General features: G+C 59.1%; 18 protein-coding genes. 9 read left to right on the top strand and 9 right to left on the bottom strand.

Annotation, left to right across the window (positions count from 1 at the left end; genetic code table 11):
- The first annotated feature begins 137 nt into the window (after window positions 1-137).
- From amaA to ICA16_RS17585, 8 genes are all read left to right on the top strand, one after another.
- Entirely contained in the window at window positions 138-1,421 is a 1,284-nt protein-coding gene (gene amaA / locus ICA16_RS17620; RefSeq protein WP_150617989.1) for an L-pipecolate oxidase, read from the top strand.
- A 368-nt stretch (window positions 1,422-1,789) separates the two neighbouring features.
- A complete protein-coding gene (locus ICA16_RS17615) occupies window positions 1,790-2,923 on the top strand; it encodes an ABC transporter substrate-binding protein (RefSeq protein ID WP_042557414.1) in 1,134 nt (377 codons plus the stop codon).
- Window positions 2,924-3,163: 240 nt separating this feature from the next.
- On the top strand, window positions 3,164-4,078 hold the full coding sequence (locus ICA16_RS17610) for an ABC transporter permease subunit (protein WP_042557415.1): 915 nt from the start codon (window positions 3,164-3,166) through the stop codon (window positions 4,076-4,078).
- A 3-nt stretch (window positions 4,079-4,081) separates the two neighbouring features.
- Entirely contained in the window at window positions 4,082-5,383 is a 1,302-nt protein-coding gene (gene livM / locus ICA16_RS17605; protein ID WP_210701150.1) for a high-affinity branched-chain amino acid ABC transporter permease LivM, read from the top strand.
- A complete protein-coding gene (locus ICA16_RS17600; protein ID WP_016985385.1) occupies window positions 5,380-6,252 on the top strand; it encodes an ABC transporter ATP-binding protein in 873 nt (290 codons plus the stop codon). Before livM ends, ICA16_RS17600 begins: the two co-directional genes overlap by 4 nt.
- A complete protein-coding gene (locus ICA16_RS17595; RefSeq protein WP_150594063.1) occupies window positions 6,249-6,965 on the top strand; it encodes an ABC transporter ATP-binding protein in 717 nt (238 codons plus the stop codon). Before ICA16_RS17600 ends, ICA16_RS17595 begins: the two co-directional genes overlap by 4 nt.
- Before the next feature lie 929 nt (window positions 6,966-7,894).
- The gene (locus tag ICA16_RS17590; RefSeq protein WP_150617986.1) at window positions 7,895-8,659 is read left to right on the top strand and encodes an SDR family oxidoreductase; all 765 of its coding nucleotides are present in this window, start codon (window positions 7,895-7,897) and stop codon (window positions 8,657-8,659) included.
- 215 nt (window positions 8,660-8,874) lie between these two features.
- Entirely contained in the window at window positions 8,875-9,780 is a 906-nt protein-coding gene (locus tag ICA16_RS17585; RefSeq protein WP_150602608.1) for a cation diffusion facilitator family transporter, read from the top strand.
- 201 nt (window positions 9,781-9,981) lie between these two features.
- Here ICA16_RS17585 and ICA16_RS17580 read toward each other — a convergent pair whose 3' ends face one another.
- The 7 genes from ICA16_RS17580 to ICA16_RS17550 form a co-directional block, all read right to left on the bottom strand.
- Complete coding sequence (locus ICA16_RS17580) at window positions 9,982-11,115, bottom strand: AGE family epimerase/isomerase (protein WP_210554239.1); 1,134 nt, start codon at window positions 11,113-11,115, stop codon at window positions 9,982-9,984.
- A 199-nt stretch (window positions 11,116-11,314) separates the two neighbouring features.
- Complete coding sequence (locus ICA16_RS17575; protein ID WP_210701149.1) at window positions 11,315-11,887, bottom strand: HupE/UreJ family protein; 573 nt, start codon at window positions 11,885-11,887, stop codon at window positions 11,315-11,317.
- A gap of 27 nt (window positions 11,888-11,914) precedes the next feature.
- Window positions 11,915-12,529 carry an urease accessory protein UreG gene (gene ureG / locus ICA16_RS17570; RefSeq protein ID WP_150594068.1) on the bottom strand — a complete coding sequence of 205 codons (615 nt, stop codon included), beginning with the start codon at window positions 12,527-12,529 and terminating at the stop codon, window positions 11,915-11,917.
- Window positions 12,530-12,567: 38 nt separating this feature from the next.
- Window positions 12,568-13,242 (bottom strand): urease accessory protein UreF, encoded by a 675-nt coding sequence (locus tag ICA16_RS17565; RefSeq protein ID WP_150617982.1) that lies wholly within the window; start codon window positions 13,240-13,242, stop codon window positions 12,568-12,570.
- Window positions 13,239-13,739, bottom strand: coding sequence for an urease accessory protein UreE (gene ureE, locus ICA16_RS17560; protein WP_210701148.1), 501 nt, complete (start codon window positions 13,737-13,739; stop codon window positions 13,239-13,241). Before ureE ends, ICA16_RS17565 begins: the two co-directional genes overlap by 4 nt.
- Before the next feature lie 240 nt (window positions 13,740-13,979).
- A complete protein-coding gene (locus ICA16_RS17555; RefSeq protein ID WP_150602604.1) occupies window positions 13,980-14,612 on the bottom strand; it encodes a TetR family transcriptional regulator in 633 nt (210 codons plus the stop codon).
- 171 nt (window positions 14,613-14,783) lie between these two features.
- Complete coding sequence (locus ICA16_RS17550) at window positions 14,784-15,161, bottom strand: hypothetical protein (protein WP_210554235.1); 378 nt, start codon at window positions 15,159-15,161, stop codon at window positions 14,784-14,786.
- Window positions 15,162-15,547: 386 nt separating this feature from the next.
- On the opposite strand from ICA16_RS17550, the gene ICA16_RS17545 reads away from it, so the two are divergent.
- Window positions 15,548-17,623, top strand: a complete 2,076-nt coding sequence (locus tag ICA16_RS17545) for an AsmA family protein (RefSeq protein ID WP_210701147.1) — start codon at window positions 15,548-15,550, stop codon at window positions 17,621-17,623.
- A gap of 184 nt (window positions 17,624-17,807) precedes the next feature.
- Here ICA16_RS17545 and ICA16_RS17540 read toward each other — a convergent pair whose 3' ends face one another.
- Together ICA16_RS17540 and ICA16_RS17535 are read right to left on the bottom strand one after the other, a co-directional pair.
- A complete protein-coding gene (locus ICA16_RS17540; RefSeq protein ID WP_150602601.1) occupies window positions 17,808-18,341 on the bottom strand; it encodes a ferritin-like domain-containing protein in 534 nt (177 codons plus the stop codon).
- A 100-nt stretch (window positions 18,342-18,441) separates the two neighbouring features.
- Window positions 18,442-19,368 (bottom strand): LysR substrate-binding domain-containing protein, encoded by a 927-nt coding sequence (locus ICA16_RS17535; protein WP_210701146.1) that lies wholly within the window; start codon window positions 19,366-19,368, stop codon window positions 18,442-18,444.
- Window positions 19,369-19,378 lie beyond the last annotated feature (10 nt).

Below are 19,378 nucleotides of genomic sequence, written 5' to 3'. Positions count from 1 at the left end.
AAAAGCTCAAAAGATCGCAGCCTTCGGCAGCTCCTACAGGGCTGCGGTTGGCTGCGGTTTTGTAGGAGCTGCCGAAGGCTGCGATCTTTTGGCAGGCCCACATACGCATTTGGTTAGGTTTCTGTTGGAGTCTGGCAATGCCGTTACGCGAAGAATGTCTGTGGGAAAAGCTCACGCCACTAAGGCCCGATAACACGGCGCTCAAGGGTGAGGTCAAGGTTGATGTCTGCGTGATCGGCGCCGGGTTCACCGGGTTGTCGGCGGCACTGCATCTGTTGGAAAAAGGCAAAACCGTCTGCGTGCTGGAAGCTCATCGTGCCGGTCACGGCGGTTCCGGGCGCAATGTCGGGCTGGTCAACGCTGGCATGTGGATCCCGCCGGACGAGATCGAAGCCGGTTTCGGCGAGGCGGTCGGCAGTCAGCTCAACCGCATGCTCGGGGCAGCGCCTTCATTGGTGTTCAGCCTTGTGGATAAGTACAACATCGATTGCCAGCTACGCCGCGAAGGTACGTTGCACATGGCGCACAACGCCAAGGGCGAGGCCGATCTGCGCAGTCGTGAGCAACAATGGAAACGCCGTGGCGCACCGGTCGAATTACTGACCGGCAAAGCCTGTGAACAAGCCACCGGTACGCAGAAAATCGCTGCCGCCCTGCTTGATCGTCGCGCCGGCACGCTCAATCCGATGGCCTATGTCACCGGTCTGGCGAATGCCGTGGTCAGCCTCGGTGGGCAGATGTTTGATCATTCTCCGGTCGCTCGACTTGAGCGCGTGGGGCAACAATGGTCGGTGCAGACCGAGCACGGTTCGGTGCTGGCCGAGCAAGTGGTGATCGCCTCCAACGCCTATACCGAAGGCGACTGGACCGAACTCAAACGCAACTTCTTCCCCGGTTACTACTATCAGGTCGCCTCGGTGCCACTGACCGAAGACGCCGCGCAGGACATTCTGCCGGGCGGGCAGGGGTCGTGGGATACGCGCCAGGTTCTCAGCAGCATCCGTCGCGATAAAGAAGGGCGGTTATTGCTGGGCAGTCTCGGTAATGGCAATCAGAAACCGGCCTGGTTTCTCAAGGCCTGGGCCGATCGGGTGCAACAGCATTACTTCCCCAATCTGAAACCTGTCGAATGGGAATGCACCTGGACCGGGCGTATTGCGTTCACGCCCGATCACTTGATGCGCCTGTTCGAACCGGCGCCCGGTCTGGTCGCTGTCACCGGTTATAACGGCCGTGGCGTGACGACGGGCACCGTGGTCGGCAAGGCCTTCGCCGATTACCTGTGCAATGGCAACCCTCAGGCCCTGCCGATTCCCTTTGCACCGATGCAGCCGCTGGCAGGCGTGGGCTTGCGCAGTTGTCTTTACGAAGCCGGGTTCTCGCTGTATCACGCGGGCCAGTGCCTGCGCATCGTCATTTGAGTGTTGAAATATGTTGCGTGAAGCGGCGCTTTTTCGCTTAGCGACTAGCCTGTAATGGTGCGGGTTGTAGCAGTCCCGCACCAGCAGTGTGCAGTTCGGTGACGCGGGCTGTTACAGGCTGGTTGCACGTCGATTGGTGCCGCGGTTGCAATGATGGCGCAAGCGGGTTGCGCCTGAAAAAATAAATGGTTTCACCTTCCGCGGTTTAGACGGTTGCACGCCCAATGAAAATGGGAACGAAACAGTCGAAATAACAAGAAAGCAGCGACTTTTTGAAGAATAAAAAACCGATGGCACGGCCCTTGCTCTGAGCATCAAGAGAAGTGAAGTCGCAGTGCCAACTAAAAAAAACCTTGGAGCACCACCTCATGTCCCAGACGTTTTACAAGAAAGGCTTTCTGGCCCTCGCAGTGGCTACTGCGTTGGGTGTTTCTGCGTTTGCTCAAGCTGATGTGAAAATCGGTGTAGCGGGTCCAATGACTGGCGCCAACGCGGCATTTGGCGAGCAGTACATGAAGGGTGCACAGGCGGCGGCTGACGCGGTCAACGCCGCAGGCGGCGTCAACGGGGAAAAAATCGTACTGGTCAAGGGCGATGACGCCTGCGAACCGAAGCAGGCCGTGACGGTCGCCAAGGACCTCACCAACCAGAAAGTTGCCGGCGTGGTCGGTCACTTCTGCTCCTCTTCGACCATTCCAGCGTCGGAAATCTATGACGAAGCGGGCATCATCGCGATCACCCCGGGTTCCACCAACCCGCAAGTGACCGAGCGCGGCCTGAGCGCCATGTTCCGTATGTGCGGGCGTGACGACCAGCAGGGCATCGTTGCCGGCGACTACATCGTCGACGTGCTCAAGGGCAAGAAAGTCGTCGTGCTGCACGACAAAGACACCTACGGCCAAGGCCTGGCGGATGCCACCAAGGCCCAACTGGTCAAGCGCGGCGTGACCCCAGTGTTGTACGAAGGCCTGACCCGTGGCGAAAAAGACTTCAGCACCATCGTCACCAAAATCCGCGGCGCTGGCGCCGACGTTGTCTACTTCGGTGGTCTGCACCCGGAGGCCGGCCCACTGGTTCGCCAACTGCGTGAGCAAGGCCTGAAAGACGTCAAGTTCATGTCCGATGACGGCATCGTTACCGACGAACTGGTGACCACCGCTGGCGGCCCGCAATTCGTCGATGGCGTGCTGATGACCTTCGGCGCCGACCCTCGCATGCTGCCCGACAGCAAGGCTGTGGTAGATGCCTTCCGCAAGGCTGGCACCGAGCCTGAAGGCTACACCCTGTACGCCTACGCTTCGGTTCAGACCCTGGCCGCCGCTTTCAATGGCGCCAAGTCCAACAAGGGCGAAGAAGCTGCTGCCTGGCTGAAGAAAAACCCGGTGAAAACCGTCATGGGCGAGAAAGCCTGGGACTCCAAGGGCGACCTGAAAGTCTCCGACTACGTGGTTTACCAATGGGACAAGGACGGCAAATACCACCAGCTGGAAAAACAGAAGTAAGGGCTGACGCGATCAGTTAATCACCACCGATCCCTTGTAGGAGTGAGCCTGCTCGCGATAGCGGTTCAACATTCAACAAATCTGTTGGCTGTGAGTCCGTCATCGCGAGCAGGCTCACTCCTACAGGGGCGGGGGTAATCAGGCTGATCGTGGCTGACATTGCTCCGACGTAAATCTGTATTTTTCCTAGAAGAACCGCACACCCAGGGTGTGCAGGTTCTCACTGCGTGAGATTGCGTTATGGATGGTATTTTCCTGCAGCAACTGGTCAACGGCCTGACCCTCGGGTCGGTCTATGGCCTGATCGCCATCGGCTACACAATGGTCTACGGCATCATCGGCATGATCAACTTCGCCCACGGCGAGGTTTACATGATTTCCGCTTACCTGGCGGCAATCAGTCTGGCTCTGCTGGCGTACTTCGGTATCGAATCTTTCCCTCTGCTGATGCTCGGCACCCTGATCTTCACCATCGTCGTCACGGCGGTGTATGGCTGGGTCATCGAGCGTGTTGCCTACAAACCCCTGCGTAACTCCACACGGCTGGCGCCGCTGATCAGCGCCATCGGTATTTCCCTGATCCTGCAAAACTATGCACAGATCGCCCAAGGCGCCAAACAACAGGGCGTTCCGACGCTGCTCACCGGTGCATGGCGGGTTGAAGTCGGTACCGGCTTCGTACAACTGACCTACACCAAAGTCTTCATTCTGGTGGCCGCATTCGTCGGCATGGGGCTGCTGACCTATATCATCAAGTACACCAAGCTCGGCCGCATGTGCCGCGCTACCCAGCAAGACCGCAAGATGGCTTCGATTCTGGGGATCAACACCGACCGGGTGATTTCCTACGTGTTCATCATCGGTGCAGCCATGGCGGCACTCGCGGGTGTGCTGATCACCATGAACTACGGCACCTTCGACTTCTACGCCGGCTTCATCATCGGCATCAAGGCGTTCACCGCTGCGGTACTCGGCGGGATCGGTTCGCTGCCCGGCGCCATGTTGGGCGGGATCATCCTCGGCATCTCCGAGTCGCTGTTCTCCGGCCTGGTCAACTCCGACTACAAAGACGTGTTCAGCTTCTCGCTGCTCGTACTTGTTCTGGTCTTCCGGCCGCAGGGCCTGTTGGGCCGTCCTCTTGTGTCGAAGGTGTAAGCGATGTCTTCAACCACTAAAAAATCCATTGATGTCAAAAAAAGCCTGGTTGAGGCGATTCTGGCCGGCCTGATTGCCTTGATTGTTTTCGGGCCGATCGTCGGTGTCGTGCTCGACGGTTATAGCTTCAACCTTGAAGTGACCCGCGTGGCGTGGATCATTGCCATCGTCATGGCCGGCCGCTTTGCCCTCAGCCTGTTCCTGCAAACGCCCAAGGGTCTGAAGATTCTCGACGGATTCGAGAGCTCCGGATCGGGCGTGCATGTATTGCCCGCCAATCACAAATCCAGCCTGCGCTGGATTATTCCGCTGGTGGTTCTGCTGGCCGTGGCCGTACCGTTCTTCTCCAACTCCTACCTGCTGGGCGTGGTCATCCTCGGGTTGATCTACGTGCTGCTGGGGTTAGGGCTTAACATCGTGGTCGGCCTGGCCGGTCTGCTCGACCTTGGTTACGTGGCGTTCTACGCCATCGGCGCCTATGGTCTGGCGCTCGGTTATCAGTATCTCGGGCTGGGTTTCTGGACGGTGCTGCCGCTGGCGGCGATCACCGCGGGGCTTGCCGGCTGCATCCTCGGTTTCCCGGTGCTGCGCCTGCATGGCGACTATCTGGCGATCGTGACCCTGGGCTTCGGTGAGATCATTCGTCTGGTCCTCAACAACTGGCTGTCCCTCACGGGTGGCCCGAACGGCATGGCGGCGCCGCTGCCGACGTTCTTCGGCCTGGAGCTCGGCAAGCGGGCGAAGGATGGCGGGGTGCCGTTTCATGAGTTTTTCGGCATCGCTTACAACCCGGACGTGAAGTATTACTTCATTTACGCGGTGCTGTTTCTCGTGGTGCTGGCCGTGCTGTACATCAAGCATCGACTGGTGAAAATGCCGGTCGGTCGCGCTTGGGAAGCCTTGCGTGAAGATGAAATCGCCTGCCGTTCGATGGGCCTCAACCACGTACTGGTAAAGCTCTCGGCATTCACCATCGGCGCGTCGACGGCGGGTCTGGCGGGTGTGTTCTTCGCGACTTATCAGGGCTTCGTCAACCCGACCTCGTTTACGTTCTTCGAATCGGCGCTGATCCTTGCCATCGTCGTCCTCGGCGGCATGGGCTCGACCATCGGCGTGGTGATTGCAGCGTTCGTGCTGACCGTCGCCCCGGAACTGCTGCGCGGATTTGCTGAATATCGCGTGCTGCTGTTCGGCATTCTGATGGTGTTGATGATGATCTGGCGACCACGCGGGTTGATTCGCATCAGCCGTACCGGGGTCAAACCACGCAAAGGTGTCATTCACTACGAGAGGACTGCGCCATGAGTGAAGTCGTACTCTCTGTTGAAAAACTGATGATGCATTTCGGTGGCATCAAGGCGTTGAGCGATGTCAGCCTGAAGGTCAAACGCAACTCGATCTTCGCCCTGATCGGCCCCAACGGCGCCGGCAAGACCACGGTGTTCAACTGCCTGACCGGTTTCTACAAAGCCTCCGGCGGCAAGATCGAGCTCAACGTGCGCGGCCAGCAGACCAACGTGATTCAACTGCTGGGCGAGTCGTTCAAACCGACCGACTTCGTTTCGCCGAAAAGCTTTCTCAGCCGGATGTACTACAAAATGTTCGGCGGTACCCATCTGGTGAACCGCGCAGGCCTGGCTCGAACCTTCCAGAACATTCGTCTGTTCAAGGAAATGTCGGTGCTGGAAAACCTGCTGGTGGCCCAGCACATGTGGGTCAACCGCAACATGCTCGCCGGCATCCTCAACACCAAGGGCTATCGCAAGGCTGAAAGTGACGCGCTGGATTGCGCGTTCTACTGGCTGGAAGTGGTCGATCTGGTGGACTGCGCCAACCGTCTGGCCGGTGAGCTCTCGTACGGTCAGCAACGCCGTCTGGAGATCGCTCGGGCCATGTGCACGCGGCCGCAGATCATCTGCCTCGACGAACCGGCCGCCGGCCTCAATCCTCAGGAAACCGAAGCGCTGAGCGCAATGATCCGGTTGCTGCGTGACGAGCATGATCTGACCGTGGTGCTGATCGAACACGACATGGGCATGGTAATGAGCATTTCCGACCACATCGTGGTACTGGACCACGGCATCGTTATCGCTGAAGGGGGACCTGAAGCCATCCGCAACGACCCGAAAGTGATTGCCGCCTACCTGGGCGCCGACGAAGAGGAGCTGGTATGAGCCAACCGATCCTCGAACTGAAAAACCTGGACGTGTTTTACGGCCCGATCCAGGCACTCAAAGGCGTTTCGCTGCAGATCAATGAAGGGGAAACCGTCAGCCTGATCGGCTCCAATGGCGCGGGGAAATCAACATTGCTGATGTCGATCTTCGGCCAGCCGCGGGCGGCGAACGGGCAGATCATCTATCAAGGCGTCGACATTACCCACAAGTCATCGCACTACATCGCGTCCAACGGCATTGCGCAGTCGCCGGAAGGACGGCGGGTGTTCCCTGACATGACCGTCGAGGAAAACCTGCTGATGGGCACCATCCCGATTGGCGACAAGTACGCCAAAGAGGATATGCAGCGCATGTTCGAGCTGTTCCCACGGCTTGAAGAGCGGCGCACGCAACGGGCGATGACCATGTCCGGCGGCGAACAGCAGATGCTCGCCATTGCTCGCGCATTGATGAGCCGACCCAAGCTGTTGCTGCTCGATGAGCCGAGCCTGGGGCTGGCGCCGATCGTGGTGAAGCAGATCTTCGCGACCCTGCGGGAACTGGCGAAAACCGGCATGACGATTTTCCTCGTCGAGCAGAACGCCAACCATGCGTTGAAGCTGTCGGATCGCGCGTATGTGATGGTCAACGGCGAGATTCGCCTGACGGGTACCGGTAAGGAGTTGCTGGTGAACGAGGAGGTGCGTAACGCCTATCTGGGCGGGCACTGATTCTCATCGTTATACAAAAGCCCCGACGCGAAAGCCTCGGGGCTTTTTTATTCCTCAAATTCAACACAATCCCCTGTAGGAGCTGCCGCAGGCTGCGATCTTTTGATCTTTAAAAACAACATCAAAAGATCGCAGCCTGCGGCAGCTCCTACATGGAATCCAGCCGTGACATCAAGCGGATTTTGAAATTGTGGAAAACAAATTCCGCAACCTGCCAAAGCGCGACATATAGACGCTGCAAATGGCTGTTTTTCCACAGTTTTGACTTGTCCCCGTTTGCTGTGGAACTGGCTGTGAATAACGTGGGAGTAGCTGGCTGAAGCCCTTTAAAACCGTGGCGTGCAGGCGTGTGGTTGTTTTTTGATCAGGCGTTTTTGCGGGAGCGACAGACGTCTTTGTCAACCTTTTTGTGGGCGCAGCATGGCAGCAGGTTTGATGCGTACAAGCCTGTGGATAAGTCTGTGATTAAACTCTGGAAAGACCCCGCTAAGGGCCGTAGTTACTGGCCTCGCGCAATCACTTCGCCAACCGGGCTGTCGTGCAAAATGCCATGTCCCGCACAGGTATCGCTCCAGGGTCAAGCAAAAAACTTTCTATTTCGCCCGCAAAGCCTTGTGTGGCGTGGCTTTGCGCGCTTCCACTTGCCCCCGGAAACTGTGGAAGGGACTGTGGATAACATGCGTGCACATGGCTACAGGCCACGGTGCATATGGCGTAGCGACGACTGATCAAATTTCATACAGTGTTTACGCTTTTGTAGGAGCTGCCGCAGGCTGCGATCTGTTGATTCTTGTTTTTAAGATCAACAGATCGCAGCCTGCGGCAGCTCCTGGACGGGCAACGGTTGCTGGTTAATCTCGGGCCGGGCATGCTGCCTGCTGATTTTCTATTCCAATGGCTGCCCTCGCGGTCGAAGCAAGGAGAACACGATGTCCAACACCCTGTTTATCACCGGCGCGACGTCCGGTTTTGGTGAAGCATGCGCCCGTCGTTTTGCCGAGGCTGGCTGGAAACTGGTGCTGACCGGTCGTCGTGAAGAACGCCTCAACGCTCTGTGCGCCGATTTGTCGAAACAGACCGAAGTGCATGGCCTGGTGCTTGATGTCCGGGACCGCAAGGCAATGGAGGAGGCGATTGCCAACCTGCCGCCATCGTTCGCCAAACTGCGTGGCCTGATCAACAACGCGGGCCTGGCGCTGGGCGTTGATCCTGCGCCGAAATGCGATCTGGATGACTGGGACACCATGGTCGACACCAACGTCAAAGGCCTGATGTATGCCACTCGCTTGCTGCTGCCGCGCCTGATCGCCCACGGTCGTGGCGCCGGCATCGTCAACCTCGGCTCCATCGCCGGCAACTACCCTTACCCCGGCAGTCATGTGTACGGCGCGACCAAAGCGTTTGTTAAACAGTTTTCGCTGAACCTGCGCTGCGACTTGCAGGGCACCGGCGTGCGTGTCAGCAACATTGAGCCGGGGCTGTGCGAGAGCGAATTCTCGCTGGTGCGTTTCGCCGGTGATCAGGAGCGCTACAACGCCACCTACGCCGGAGCCGAGCCGATCCAGCCGCAGGACATCGCCGAGACGATTTTCTGGGTGATGAATGCGCCGGCGCATATCAACATCAATAGCCTGGAATTGATGCCGGTGAGCCAGACCTGGGCCGGGTTTGCCATCGAGCGTAACAAGGCTTAAGACCGCATAACGGCCATCGCTGGCAAGCCAGCTCCCACAGGGGCTTCGGCCTAGACATAATCTTGTGACCGACTCGATACCTGTGGGAGCTGCGGTGCGACGATTCGACTTGCCAGCGATGGGGTCATAACAGCCAATAAATCCCGATAAGGTAGACTCCTCTCCCAACAACCCCACCGCACCCCGCGGTTTTCAAGGTTTTCAGAGGAGGCTACGTGAGTAACCGAGGTGAGCAGTCGCTGCTCAAACAATCGACCATCCTGATGTTCGCCGTGTCGATTGCCGGGATCGTCACCGGTTTTGTTTCAGGTTCCCAATCCATCCTGTTCGATGGTTTTTTCTCGCTGATCGCAACATTCATCAAAGTACTGATGCTGATCACTGCCAAGCTGATCGCCAAGGAAAGCAATCACCGTTTCCAGTTCGGCTTCTGGCATCTGGAACCCATGGTGCTGCTGATTGAAGGCAGTTTTCTGCTGTTGATTGCCATCTACGCGTTTCTCAACGGCGTGTTCGGCATCATCGACGGTGGCCGAGACATTGAGTTGGGTCTGGTGATCATCTATGCCGCCGTGTTTACCGTGGTCGAGTTCGCCTACTTCTTCTATGTACGCCGGCGCAATCGCAAGCTCAAATCCAGCCTGATCCAGTTCGACAACATCAGTTGGCTGGTGGATGCGATGCTTTCTGTGGGCCTGCTGATCAGTTTTCTCACGGCGCTGCTGCTCAAGTCCCAGGGCTATGGCGAGTGGGCGGTTTACGTCGATCCGCTGATCCTGATCGTACTGGCCCTGACCATGCTGCCGCCGGCCTTCAAGATCCTCGGCCCGGCGCTACGCGATGTGCTTGGCATCGCGCCGGACACGCTGAATGACCACGTGCGCCAGGTAATGGACGAGGTGAAGGTCGAGCATGGTTTCGACGATTATGTGTCCTACGTGCAGAAGCACGGGCGGGCGCGGTTTATCGAGATTCATGTGGTGTTGCCGGCGGATTACCGACTGGAGCACGTCGGGCAACTCGATGCGCTGCGTGAAGAGATTTCCGCGAAGCTGGGCAAACCGGATGCGGCGCGATGGTTGACCATCAGCTTCACGGGCGACAAGAAGTGGATTGCCTGAAGAACGGCTGATGGGAATTGTGTAAGGGAATGTTGTGCTGAAGGGGTTTACTGTGGCGAGGGGATTTATCCCCGATGGGTTGCGAAGCGACCCCAAAAGCCGGGGCTGCTGCGCAACCCATCGGGGATAAATCCCCTCGCCACAAAGGCCCCTGTTCCACAAAGATTCCCTTTGCAACAGCAGATCCCTTTGCGCGAAACGTCAGCGAAGATAGTCAGCCAATCCGCGATAGCACGTCGCCAAGTGATACGGCGTGGTCGAGGGCATGTCCTTGCGGCTGACCTCGCCCTGCTCATCGCGGCACTCATGCCAGCCACCGGCATGCAGAAAGCGCTGTTGCAACGCCTGCAATTGATGCAGCACCACGGCTTCGCTGTCGGGGCGCAAGGTCAGCGCACGCAGGTATTCGGCCTGGGCCCAGATGCGCTGGGTTGAATCTTTCGCACGTTCGTCCATTTCCAGATCAAGCATTGCGCGCACCGCACCGGACGGCTGCTCCACGCCGAATTGCTCGGTGAAGGCAAAGGCCTTATCAAGCGCCGCATGCAATTTCGAACCGCGCAGCAGCGCTGACGATTGCAGCAGGAAATACCATTCGAACTGGTGCCCGGGCTCGTACCAGTTATCCACAACGCCCAACGGTTTCTCCATCAACACACCATGTTGCGGGTCGATGAAACGCTTGTGCATGGCTGTGCATAACTCAAGCAGCGCCTGTTGCGTCGCGCTGTCCTGGCGAACTTGCAGAGTGGCGAGGAAGGCTTCGGCGAGGTGCATCAGCGGGTTTTGCAGCGGGCCGGTTTGCAACGTCATCCAGTCGCGGTCGAGGCAGGCTTCGTACAAGCCATCGCCGGTGGCGAAACGCTGACCGATGACTTCCAGCGCGGCGTTCAACGTCGATTCCACCAGCGGCTCGCGGGACTTTTCCCAGTAATGCGCGCAGGCAAAAAGGATGAACGCGTGGGTGTAGAGATCCTTGCGCTGATCCAGCGGTTTGCCCTGCGCATCGATGCTGTAGAACCAGCCGCCGTGCTCGGCATCGTGGAAGTGTCGTTGCAGAGAACGGAACAGCGCGGCCGCGCGTTCTGCTGCGTTATCCACAACGCCGATCAGGCTGGAAAACAGATACAGCTGCCGCGCACAGGCCATCGCCCGATAACGTTGCGCTGGCAACGGATGGTGCGCGGCGTCGAGTGCTTCGTAGGGCAGTGCCATGTCGGCATTCCAGCCCGGGCCTTGCCAGAGCGGCACGATCACGTTGACGAAGTGCTGCTGCACCTCGGTGAACAGGGCGGTCAATTCAGGCAGGGATTTGGAGCGGGAAGCATGGGGCATTGGCGGACGTCGTCACGGCTGGGGCGATTGCGCGACATGGTAGCAGAGCGGCAGCCTTTAGAGGCTCGGAGTCTGATCGGTCGTCATCGCTGGCAAGCCAGCTCCCACAGTGATCTTGGGTGTCTACACGATTGTGGATGCACCAAATAACCTGTGGGAGCTGGCTTGCCAGCGATGAGGCCGGATCAGGCAATAGAGATCAGCCGGCCAGCAACCAGGCACCAGTCATGGCCGAAGCCGCACCCGCCAACCGCACCAACGGCGCTGCCGCTTGCGGCAACAAGCGCACCACGCCATAACCGGCGGCATGCAGCGCAGCAGTGGCAGCTACAAAACCTGCCGCATACGCCCACGGATTGCTCATCTCCGGCAATTCCAGCCCATGCGCAACACCATGGAACAACGCAAACAGCGCCGTCGCCGCCACCGCCATAACCAGCGGCGGACGCACCGCCAGCGCCACGGCCAGGCCCAGCGCCAGCACCGATGCGGCGATCCCGCTTTCCAGCGCCGGCAGTTCCAGCCCTTCAAAACCGAGCATGCCGCCGATCAGCATGGTGCCGACAAAGGTGCACGGCAGCGCCCAGCGTGCCGCGCCTTGTTGCTGCGCAGCCCACAAGCCGACGGCGACCATCGCCAACAGGTGATCGAGGCCGCCAATCGGGTGGCTGATGCCCGCGATCAAGCCGCTGTCGCCGTGGCCCGGATGTGCGAAGGCCAGTGCCGGGGTCAGCAGCAGCGCAACGGCGCCGAGAATACGTTTGAGTGTCATGGATAAGCTTCCTTGTTGATAAGTGAATCAGGCTGCGGTCAGCAAGCCCTGGCGTTCGATGAAGGCGATGATTGCGTCCAGACCCTGACCGGTCTTCTGGTTGCTGAACACGAACGGCTTGCCGTTGCGCATGCGTTTGGTGTCGCTATCCATCATTTCCAGCGAGGCACCGACCAGCGGCGCCAGGTCGATCTTGTTGATCACCAGAAGGTCGGACTTGCAGATCCCCGGCCCGCCCTTGCGCGGCAACTTGTCGCCGGCCGAGACGTCGATCACGTAGATGGTCAGGTCGGACAGTTCCGGGCTGAACGTCGCCGACAGGTTGTCGCCGCCGGACTCCACCAGAATCAGGTCCAGCCCCGGAAAACGCCGGTTCAACTGATCGACCGCTTCGAGGTTGATCGAGGCGTCTTCGCGGATCGCCGTGTGCGGGCAGCCGCCGGTTTCCACACCGATGATCCGCTCCGGCGCCAGCGCTTCGTTGCGCACCAGAAAATCGGCGTCTTCGCGGGTATAGATGTCGTTGGTGACCACGGCGAGGTTGTAGCGCTCGCGCAAGGCAAGGCACAGGGCGAGGGTCAACGCGGTTTTACCGGAACCGACCGGGCCGCCGATACCGATGCGCAGAGGTTGTGTGTTCATACAGCTTCTCCAAAATAAAAGGCTCAAAATGACGGGCCCTAGGAACGGAACAGACGGCTGTACTGGCGCTCATGGGCCATGCACGTCAGGGACAGGCCGAACGCGGCGCTGCCAATGTGTTCGGGTTTGATGTGGGTCGCGTCTTGCTGCGCCTGTTGCAGCAACGGCAGCAATTCGCTGGTCAGGCGTTGGGCGGCTTGCTGGCCCAGCGGCAAGGTTTTCATCAGCACGGCGAGCTGGTTTTCCAGCCAGCTCCACAGCCACGCAGCGAGGGCGTCCTGCGGGCTGATCCCCCAGGCGCGAGCAGCCAGCGCCCAGCCGAGCGCCAGATGCGGTTCGCTGCATTGTTCGAGAAAGGTTCGGGCCGGCGCGTCGAGTTCTGGCAAGCCGTTGAGCAACTGCTGCAGCGAATAACCCATCTGCCGACTTTCCAGATGCAACTCGCGAGTCTCGCGGCTGGCACGGTGGGTTTCGCAGATTTGCAATAATTCGCCCCAGTTTTCCTCGGCGGCTGCCTGGCAATGGGCAAGCAGCAGCGGCGCTTCGAACCGGGCGAGGTTGAGCAGCAACTGATCGCTGATCCAACGGCGGGCGCTGTCCGGGTTGTTGACGCGGCCGTTATCCACAGCCATTTCCAGGCCTTGCGAATAGCTGTAGCCGCCAATCGGCAATTGCGGACTGGCCAGGCGCAGCAGCGCCCAGGCTGGGTTCATAAACGCACGCCGAACTGGTGCAGTTTTGGCGCGTAGTTGAAGTCTTCGTCGCCGTGCCGCGAATGGTGATGGCCACCGCCGTAGGCGCCGTGTTCCGGCTGGAACGGCGCTTCAAGCGCTTCGACCTGCGCGCCGAGTTGTTCCAGCATGGCTTTGAGCACGTAGTCGTCGAGCAGACGCAGCCAGCCATCGCCGACTTGCAGGGCGACGTGGCGATTGCCCAGGTGATACGCGGCGCGGGTCAGTTCAAAGGCGTTGGCACAGGTGACATGCAGCAGTTGTTCGGCGCGGGCGCAGACACGGACGATGCGGCCGTCTTCGGCCTGTAGGCATTCGCCGTCATATAGGGGCGGCTGACCGCGCTCCAAAAACAACCCGACGTCTTCGTTCTCGGCACTGAAACAGCGCAAACGGCTCTTGCTGCGCGCTTCGAAGGTCAGGTGCAACTCGGCGGCCCAGAAGGGTTGAGGGTCGATTCTGCGATGAATCACCAGCATCGGAAAGCTTCCAGCAGTGGACAATACTCAGGCTAGAGCAAGGGGCTTGCCAATCGGGCGATCTGTAGGAAATCCCTGTCGGATCGTAGATGGTGTTGCAGGATGTTGCGGGGATTTGAAGCGTTTTGGTGCATGAAGATTTTTACATGCACCAATTTGCGGCGAAGAAAAGATCGCAGCCGTCGGCAGCTCCTACATAGATCGGTGTAGGAGCTGCCGAAGGCTGCGATCTTTTGATTTTTACTCGGTACTGCCCAGCCCTTGCCAGTGCTTGAGCCCGATAAAGATGAAGCGCAGTTGCTGGGTGATCTTCGCCTGCGCCGTCAAATGCTCGGGCAAGGCCTCGGCTGGCGGATCAATGATGTCCGGCAGGGTGGCGAACACCGATTTGACGATCAGGTCGGCCACCACGCTCAGGCCTTCGGCGTCCAGATGCTGGAGCTTGGGCATCATCGTCAGATCGGCCGCGAGGTCGGAACTGATGTTCTCGCGCAGACGGCCAATCGCCTGGCGCACCGGCAACGAACCACCGTACTGCTCGCGCGCCAGAAACAGGAACTGCGAACGGTTGGCGCTGACCACATCGAGGAAGATCCGCACCGACGCATCGATGATGCCGCCCATGACGAATTCGTTATGGCGCACCAAACGGATGGTTTCGCGGAAGGTCTGGCCCACTTCGCTGACCAGTACCAGACCGAGTTCGTCCATGTCGGCAAAATGCCGATAGAAACCGGTGGGCACGATGCCGGCGGTCTTCGTCACTTCGCGCAGGCTCAGGCTGCCGAATCCTCGGCCGCTTTCCATCAAATGGCGGGCAGCGTCCATCAGGGCGTTGCGGGTCTGTTGTTTCTGTTCGGCGCGGGGCAGCATCGCAAGGTGTGTTCTTTGGCAAGACAAGCGCCGCACTCTAGCAAATCGGCTTTATCGGCGTCGAACGGCAGCGGGGCAGGTAGCGGGGAAATAGCGACTTATTAATGGCTGCGGCCAAAAAGGCAAAAGCCCAATCCGGGGACTGGGCTTTTTTTCAGGGCCGCCATGGGCTTAGCTCACAGCGCTGTTGCGTTCGATCACACGGTCACCACCACCTTCGGCGAGAGCTTGGCCTTGTGGTGTTTTGTCGTAGCCGTCTTCGACCAGACCTTTTTCTTCCAGGCGATTGCGACCGTTTTCGGCGAGAGCCTGGCCTTGTGGGGTTTTGTCGTAGCCGTCTTCAACCAGACCTTTTTCTTCCAGACGATTGCGACCGTTCTCGGCAAGTTGACCTTGTGGAGTTTTGTCGTAGCCGTCTTCGGCCAGGGTTTGGCTGAACACCGAGTGGCTGTCTTTGACTTGCGGAGTGGCTTGTTCGGCAGCGGGCAGAGCGAAGGCAGTGCTGGCTAGCATCGAAAGGGTAAGACTAAGCAGTAATTGGCGTTTCATGATGGGTTGCTCCTTGGGAGGGCGATAAAGTGGGTACGAGGGCAATGCTACTCTCGATAAGTCGATATAAAAGTTCATAAACGCAATGGTAATAATCAACAGAATTGATTGTTCTGGCGGAAGGCTCTAGAACGGGCCTTCCAGAGGGGCGCTTTTGCACCGCAGTGGGTATTTTCGACCCACTCGCGCCTCGCAAAAGTGCGGGTGGCGGTAACGCTGCCTGACCGATCGGTCGGATTTGGCGCGGCTTTTTGCGTCTTAATCGGTCTTTCGATTAAACCTGCGGGCCTTTTGCCAGTCACAGATTTCATATTGGGCCGCTTTGGCCCGCCGTTTCAGCTGTGCGTCGTGTGTTTGGCGTGCGGTGGTGATCAGGAGTTATGTGCATGACGCGCACCGGAAAAATCTTCAGCTGGACCTTCGCCATCCTCGTACTGCTTCTGGCCGTACTGGTACTGATCATCGTGTTCTTCGACTGGAACCGGATCAAACCGCCGCTCAACGCCAAAGTCTCGGAAGAACTGCACCGACCGTTTGCCATCAACGGCAACCTCGCGGTGGTCTGGCAGCGCGAGCCGGATGAAGGCGGCTGGCGCGCCTGGGTGCCTTGGCCGCATGTGGTCGCCGAGGATTTGAGCCTAGGCAACCCGGACTGGTCGAAGCAGCCGCAGATGGTCACGCTCAAGCGCGTCGAGTTGCGTATTTCGCCGCTGGCCTTGCTGGGGCAGCGCGTGGTGATCCCGCGCATCGACCTGACCGAACCCAATGCCGAGTTGCAACGTCTGGCCGACGGCCGCGCCAACTGGACGTTTAAGTTCGATCCCAAGGATCCGAATGCCGAGCCGTCGAACTGGGTCGTCGATATCGGCGCCATCAAGTTCGACAAGGGCCACGTCACCCTTGATGACCAGACCTTGAAGACCAACCTTGATGTGCTGATCGATCCTCTGGGCAAGCCGATTCCGTACAGCGATATCGTCGGCGACAAAGCGGCGAAAACCACGCAGGACAAGGTCGGCGCACCGCAGGACTATGCGTTTGCCTTAAAGGTAAAAGGTCAGTATCACGGCCAGAAACTCAGCGGCCAGGGCAAGGTCGGCGGGCTGCTGGCCTTGCAGGACTCGAGCAAACCGTTCCCGCTGCAAGCCCAAGCGAAAATTGGCGATACCAGCATTGAGCTGGCCGGCACCCTGACCGACCCGCTCAACCTGGGCGCCCTCGACCTGCGTCTGAAACTGGCCGGTGACAGCCTCGGCAACCTCTACCCGCTGACCGGTGTGACCCTGCCGGACACGCCACCGTACGCCACCGACGGTCACCTGATCGCCAGGTTGCATGACGAGGCCGGCGCAAAATTCACTTATGAGAAATTCAACGGCAAGATCGGCAGCAGTGACATTCACGGTGACCTGACCTACGTCGCCAGCCAGCCACGGCCAAAACTCAGCGGCGCGCTGGTGTCCAACCAACTGCTGTTCGCTGACCTCGGGCCGTTGATCGGCGCCGACTCGAACGACAAGCAAAAGACTGGCAGCGGCGAGAGCAAGCAACCGGCAGACAAAGTGTTGCCGGTAGACGAGTTCAAAACTGACCGCTGGCGCGCGATGGACGCCGATGTCGAGTTCACCGGCAAGCGTATCGTCCACAGCGAAAAACTGCCGTTCACCGACCTTTATACCCACTTGATACTCAACGACGGCGAACTCAGTCTGGAGCCGCTGCGCTTCGGCGTGGCTGGCGGCAAACTCGATGCGCAAATTCGCCTGAATGGTCGCACCGAGCCGCTTGAAGGCCGGGCCAAATTGACGGCGCGCGGGTTCAAACTCAAGGAGCTGTTCCCGACCTTCGAGCCGATGAAAACCAGTTTCGGCGAGCTCAACGGTGACGCCAATATCAGCGGACGCGGTAACTCGGTAGCGAAGTTGCTGGGCGGCGCCAACGGAAATCTGAAGATGCTGATCAATGACGGCGCGATCAGTCGTGAACTGATGGAACTGGCAGGCCTCAACGTCGGCAACTACGTGGTCGGCAAAATCTTTGGCGACAAGGAAGTGAAGATCAACTGCGCAGCGGCGGACTTCGATATCAAGACTGGTCTGGCGACTACGCAGCTGTTTGTCTTCGATACCGAGAACGCGATTATCTATATCGACGGCACGGCGAACATGGCGACCGAGCAACTGGACCTGACGGTGACGCCAGAATCCAAGGGCTGGCGTTTGATCTCGCTACGTTCGCCGCTGTATGTGCGCGGCAAGTTCATCAAACCCAGCGCCGGCGTCAAACCAGTCCCGCTGTTGTTGCGCGGCGCGGGGATGGTGGCGTTGGGCGTGATTGCCGCACCGGCGGCGGGGCTGCTGGCGTTGGTGGCGCCGAGCGGTGGCGAGCCGAATCAGTGCGCGCCGTTGCTGGAGCAGATGAAGGCCGGCAAGGCACCGGTTACCGTCAAACCAACCAAGTAGGCCAAGATCAAAAGATCGCAGCCTTCGGCAGCTCCTACAGAGGAACGCATTTCCCTGTAGGAGCTGCCGAAGGCTGCGATCTTTTGTTTCTGATTTTCGACCCATCGCGAGCAGGCTCACTCCTACATCTGGAATGCGTTCCAAATGTGGGAGCGGGCTTGCCCGCGATGGCGATTTTGAAGGTTTACAGATCTTTCAGAATGTCAGCCATGTCATCCGCATGCTCTTCTTCCTGCGCGAGGATGTCTTCGAAGATGCGGCGGGTGGTCGGATCTTTCTCGCCGATGTACTGAATGATCTCGCGATAACTATCAATCGCGATCCGCTCGGCGACCAGGTCTTCGTAGACCATCTCCTTCAAGCTGTTGCCGGCTACATATTGTGCATGGGACAGTTTCGACAGCATGTCCGGATTGAACTCCGGTTCGCCGCCCAATTGCACAATGCGCTCGGCCAGTCGGTCGGCGTGCTGGGCTTCCTGAACGGCATGCTCAAGGAACTCATCGGCGGCCGTGCTGGCCTTCAGACCGCTGGCCATGAAGTAGTGACGTTTGTAGCGCAAGACGCAGACCAGTTCAGTGGCCAGCGATTCGTTGAGCAAGCGCAGCACCTCTTCACGGTTGGCACTGTAACTCTCGGTCACTGCGCCGTTTTCCACGTGTAGCCGTGCGCGTTCGCGCAGTGTTTTGACATCTGACAGATGCAGGTCGTCGCTCATTTCAGTCTCCTGGAGGCTAATCCGATTGGCGCCACGCTCTACAGGCGCGATCGCCTACCCAGGTTGTGAGTGATGCGCGAGCGGAAAAGTTTTATCGGATCTACACCGAAGCTGCCGAAGGCTGCGATCTTGGCGCCAGGCCAGACAAAAGTGCTTCTTCCTGCAACCACGCAAAAAACGCCCGCACCGGCGGATGCCGCTCGCGCCCCGGCACACACAGCGCGCTGTAGCCGGCACCGTCGACCTGCACATCGCCTTGAAATGGCACCAGCAAACCGCTGGCGATGCTTTCCGAGACCAGAATATTGCTCGCCAGCACCAAGCCTTGCCCGGCGATCGCCGCTTGCAACGCGTAATGCTCTTCATCGTATTCGCGAATCGCCGGATGCTGATTCAGCCAGTTCGCACCGGACTTTGCGCACCACGCGTCCCAGCCATGGGCATACAGTTTCGAGTTGTGCCAGCGCACGCTGATCAGCGCCGGCGTGCGCCGCGCCGCCAGCGCCACTTGTTCTGGCGAGCCGTAAACCCCGAACGATTCATCGAACAGGCACAAACCGTAGAGATTCGGGTAATCGTCGAGGCTGTAGCGCAGCACGAGATCTACGCTGGCGTCCTGATGCAGATCGATGACTTCGCAATGCGTGTCCAGGCGCACATTGATGTTCGGGTGCCTGGCATAAAACCGCCCGAGGCGCGGCACCAGCCACAGCGCGGCAAACGCGGCAGTGGTCGACAGCATCAGGCTGCTGCCACTGCGTTGCGGGCGCAAGGTGTCGACGCTTTGCGCCACGTCCAGCAACGCGCCATGCAGGCTGCGGAACAGCCGCTCGCCGCCCTCTGTCAGGCGCACCTTGCGCGGCAGACGTTCGAACAGGGCCACGCCGAGCCAATCCTCCAGCACACGGATCTGATGGGAGACCGCCGTTGGCGTTACCGACAATTCTTCGGCTGCGGCCTTGAAGCTCAGCAAGCGTGCAGCGGACTCAAAGGCGCGCAGGGCGGTCAACGGCAAGGAAGCGAACATTGAAACTCCA

It is taken from the genome of Pseudomonas anatoliensis (assembly GCF_017976235.1).
Lineage (GTDB): Bacteria > Pseudomonadota > Gammaproteobacteria > Pseudomonadales > Pseudomonadaceae > Aquipseudomonas > Aquipseudomonas anatoliensis.
This window is presented reverse-complemented; position numbering and strand designations above follow the sequence as displayed.

What these genes read in the sequence shown, in the direction of transcription:
- amaA (WP_150617989.1), top strand. Translation starts at nt 138, where the DNA reads ATGCCGTTACGCGAAGAATGTCTGTGGGAAAAGCTCACGCCACTAAGG.
- ICA16_RS17615 (WP_042557414.1), top strand. Translation starts at nt 1,790, where the DNA reads ATGTCCCAGACGTTTTACAAGAAAGGCTTTCTGGCCCTCGCAGTGGCT.
- ICA16_RS17610 (WP_042557415.1), top strand. Translation starts at nt 3,164, where the DNA reads ATGGATGGTATTTTCCTGCAGCAACTGGTCAACGGCCTGACCCTCGGG.
- livM (WP_210701150.1), top strand. Translation starts at nt 4,082, where the DNA reads ATGTCTTCAACCACTAAAAAATCCATTGATGTCAAAAAAAGCCTGGTT.
- ICA16_RS17600 (WP_016985385.1), top strand. Translation starts at nt 5,380, where the DNA reads ATGAGTGAAGTCGTACTCTCTGTTGAAAAACTGATGATGCATTTCGGT.
- ICA16_RS17595 (WP_150594063.1), top strand. Translation starts at nt 6,249, where the DNA reads ATGAGCCAACCGATCCTCGAACTGAAAAACCTGGACGTGTTTTACGGC.
- ICA16_RS17590 (WP_150617986.1), top strand. Translation starts at nt 7,895, where the DNA reads ATGTCCAACACCCTGTTTATCACCGGCGCGACGTCCGGTTTTGGTGAA.
- ICA16_RS17580 (WP_210554239.1), bottom strand. Translation starts at nt 11,115, where the DNA reads ATGCCCCATGCTTCCCGCTCCAAATCCCTGCCTGAATTGACCGCCCTG.
- ICA16_RS17575 (WP_210701149.1), bottom strand. Translation starts at nt 11,887, where the DNA reads ATGACACTCAAACGTATTCTCGGCGCCGTTGCGCTGCTGCTGACCCCG.
- ureG (WP_150594068.1), bottom strand. Translation starts at nt 12,529, where the DNA reads ATGAACACACAACCTCTGCGCATCGGTATCGGCGGCCCGGTCGGTTCC.
- ICA16_RS17565 (WP_150617982.1), bottom strand. Translation starts at nt 13,242, where the DNA reads ATGAACCCAGCCTGGGCGCTGCTGCGCCTGGCCAGTCCGCAATTGCCG.
- ureE (WP_210701148.1), bottom strand. Translation starts at nt 13,739, where the DNA reads ATGCTGGTGATTCATCGCAGAATCGACCCTCAACCCTTCTGGGCCGCC.
- ICA16_RS17555 (WP_150602604.1), bottom strand. Translation starts at nt 14,612, where the DNA reads ATGCTGCCCCGCGCCGAACAGAAACAACAGACCCGCAACGCCCTGATG.
- ICA16_RS17550 (WP_210554235.1), bottom strand. Translation starts at nt 15,161, where the DNA reads ATGAAACGCCAATTACTGCTTAGTCTTACCCTTTCGATGCTAGCCAGC.
- ICA16_RS17545 (WP_210701147.1), top strand. Translation starts at nt 15,548, where the DNA reads ATGACGCGCACCGGAAAAATCTTCAGCTGGACCTTCGCCATCCTCGTA.
- ICA16_RS17540 (WP_150602601.1), bottom strand. Translation starts at nt 18,341, where the DNA reads ATGAGCGACGACCTGCATCTGTCAGATGTCAAAACACTGCGCGAACGC.
- ICA16_RS17535 (WP_210701146.1), bottom strand. Translation starts at nt 19,368, where the DNA reads ATGTTCGCTTCCTTGCCGTTGACCGCCCTGCGCGCCTTTGAGTCCGCT.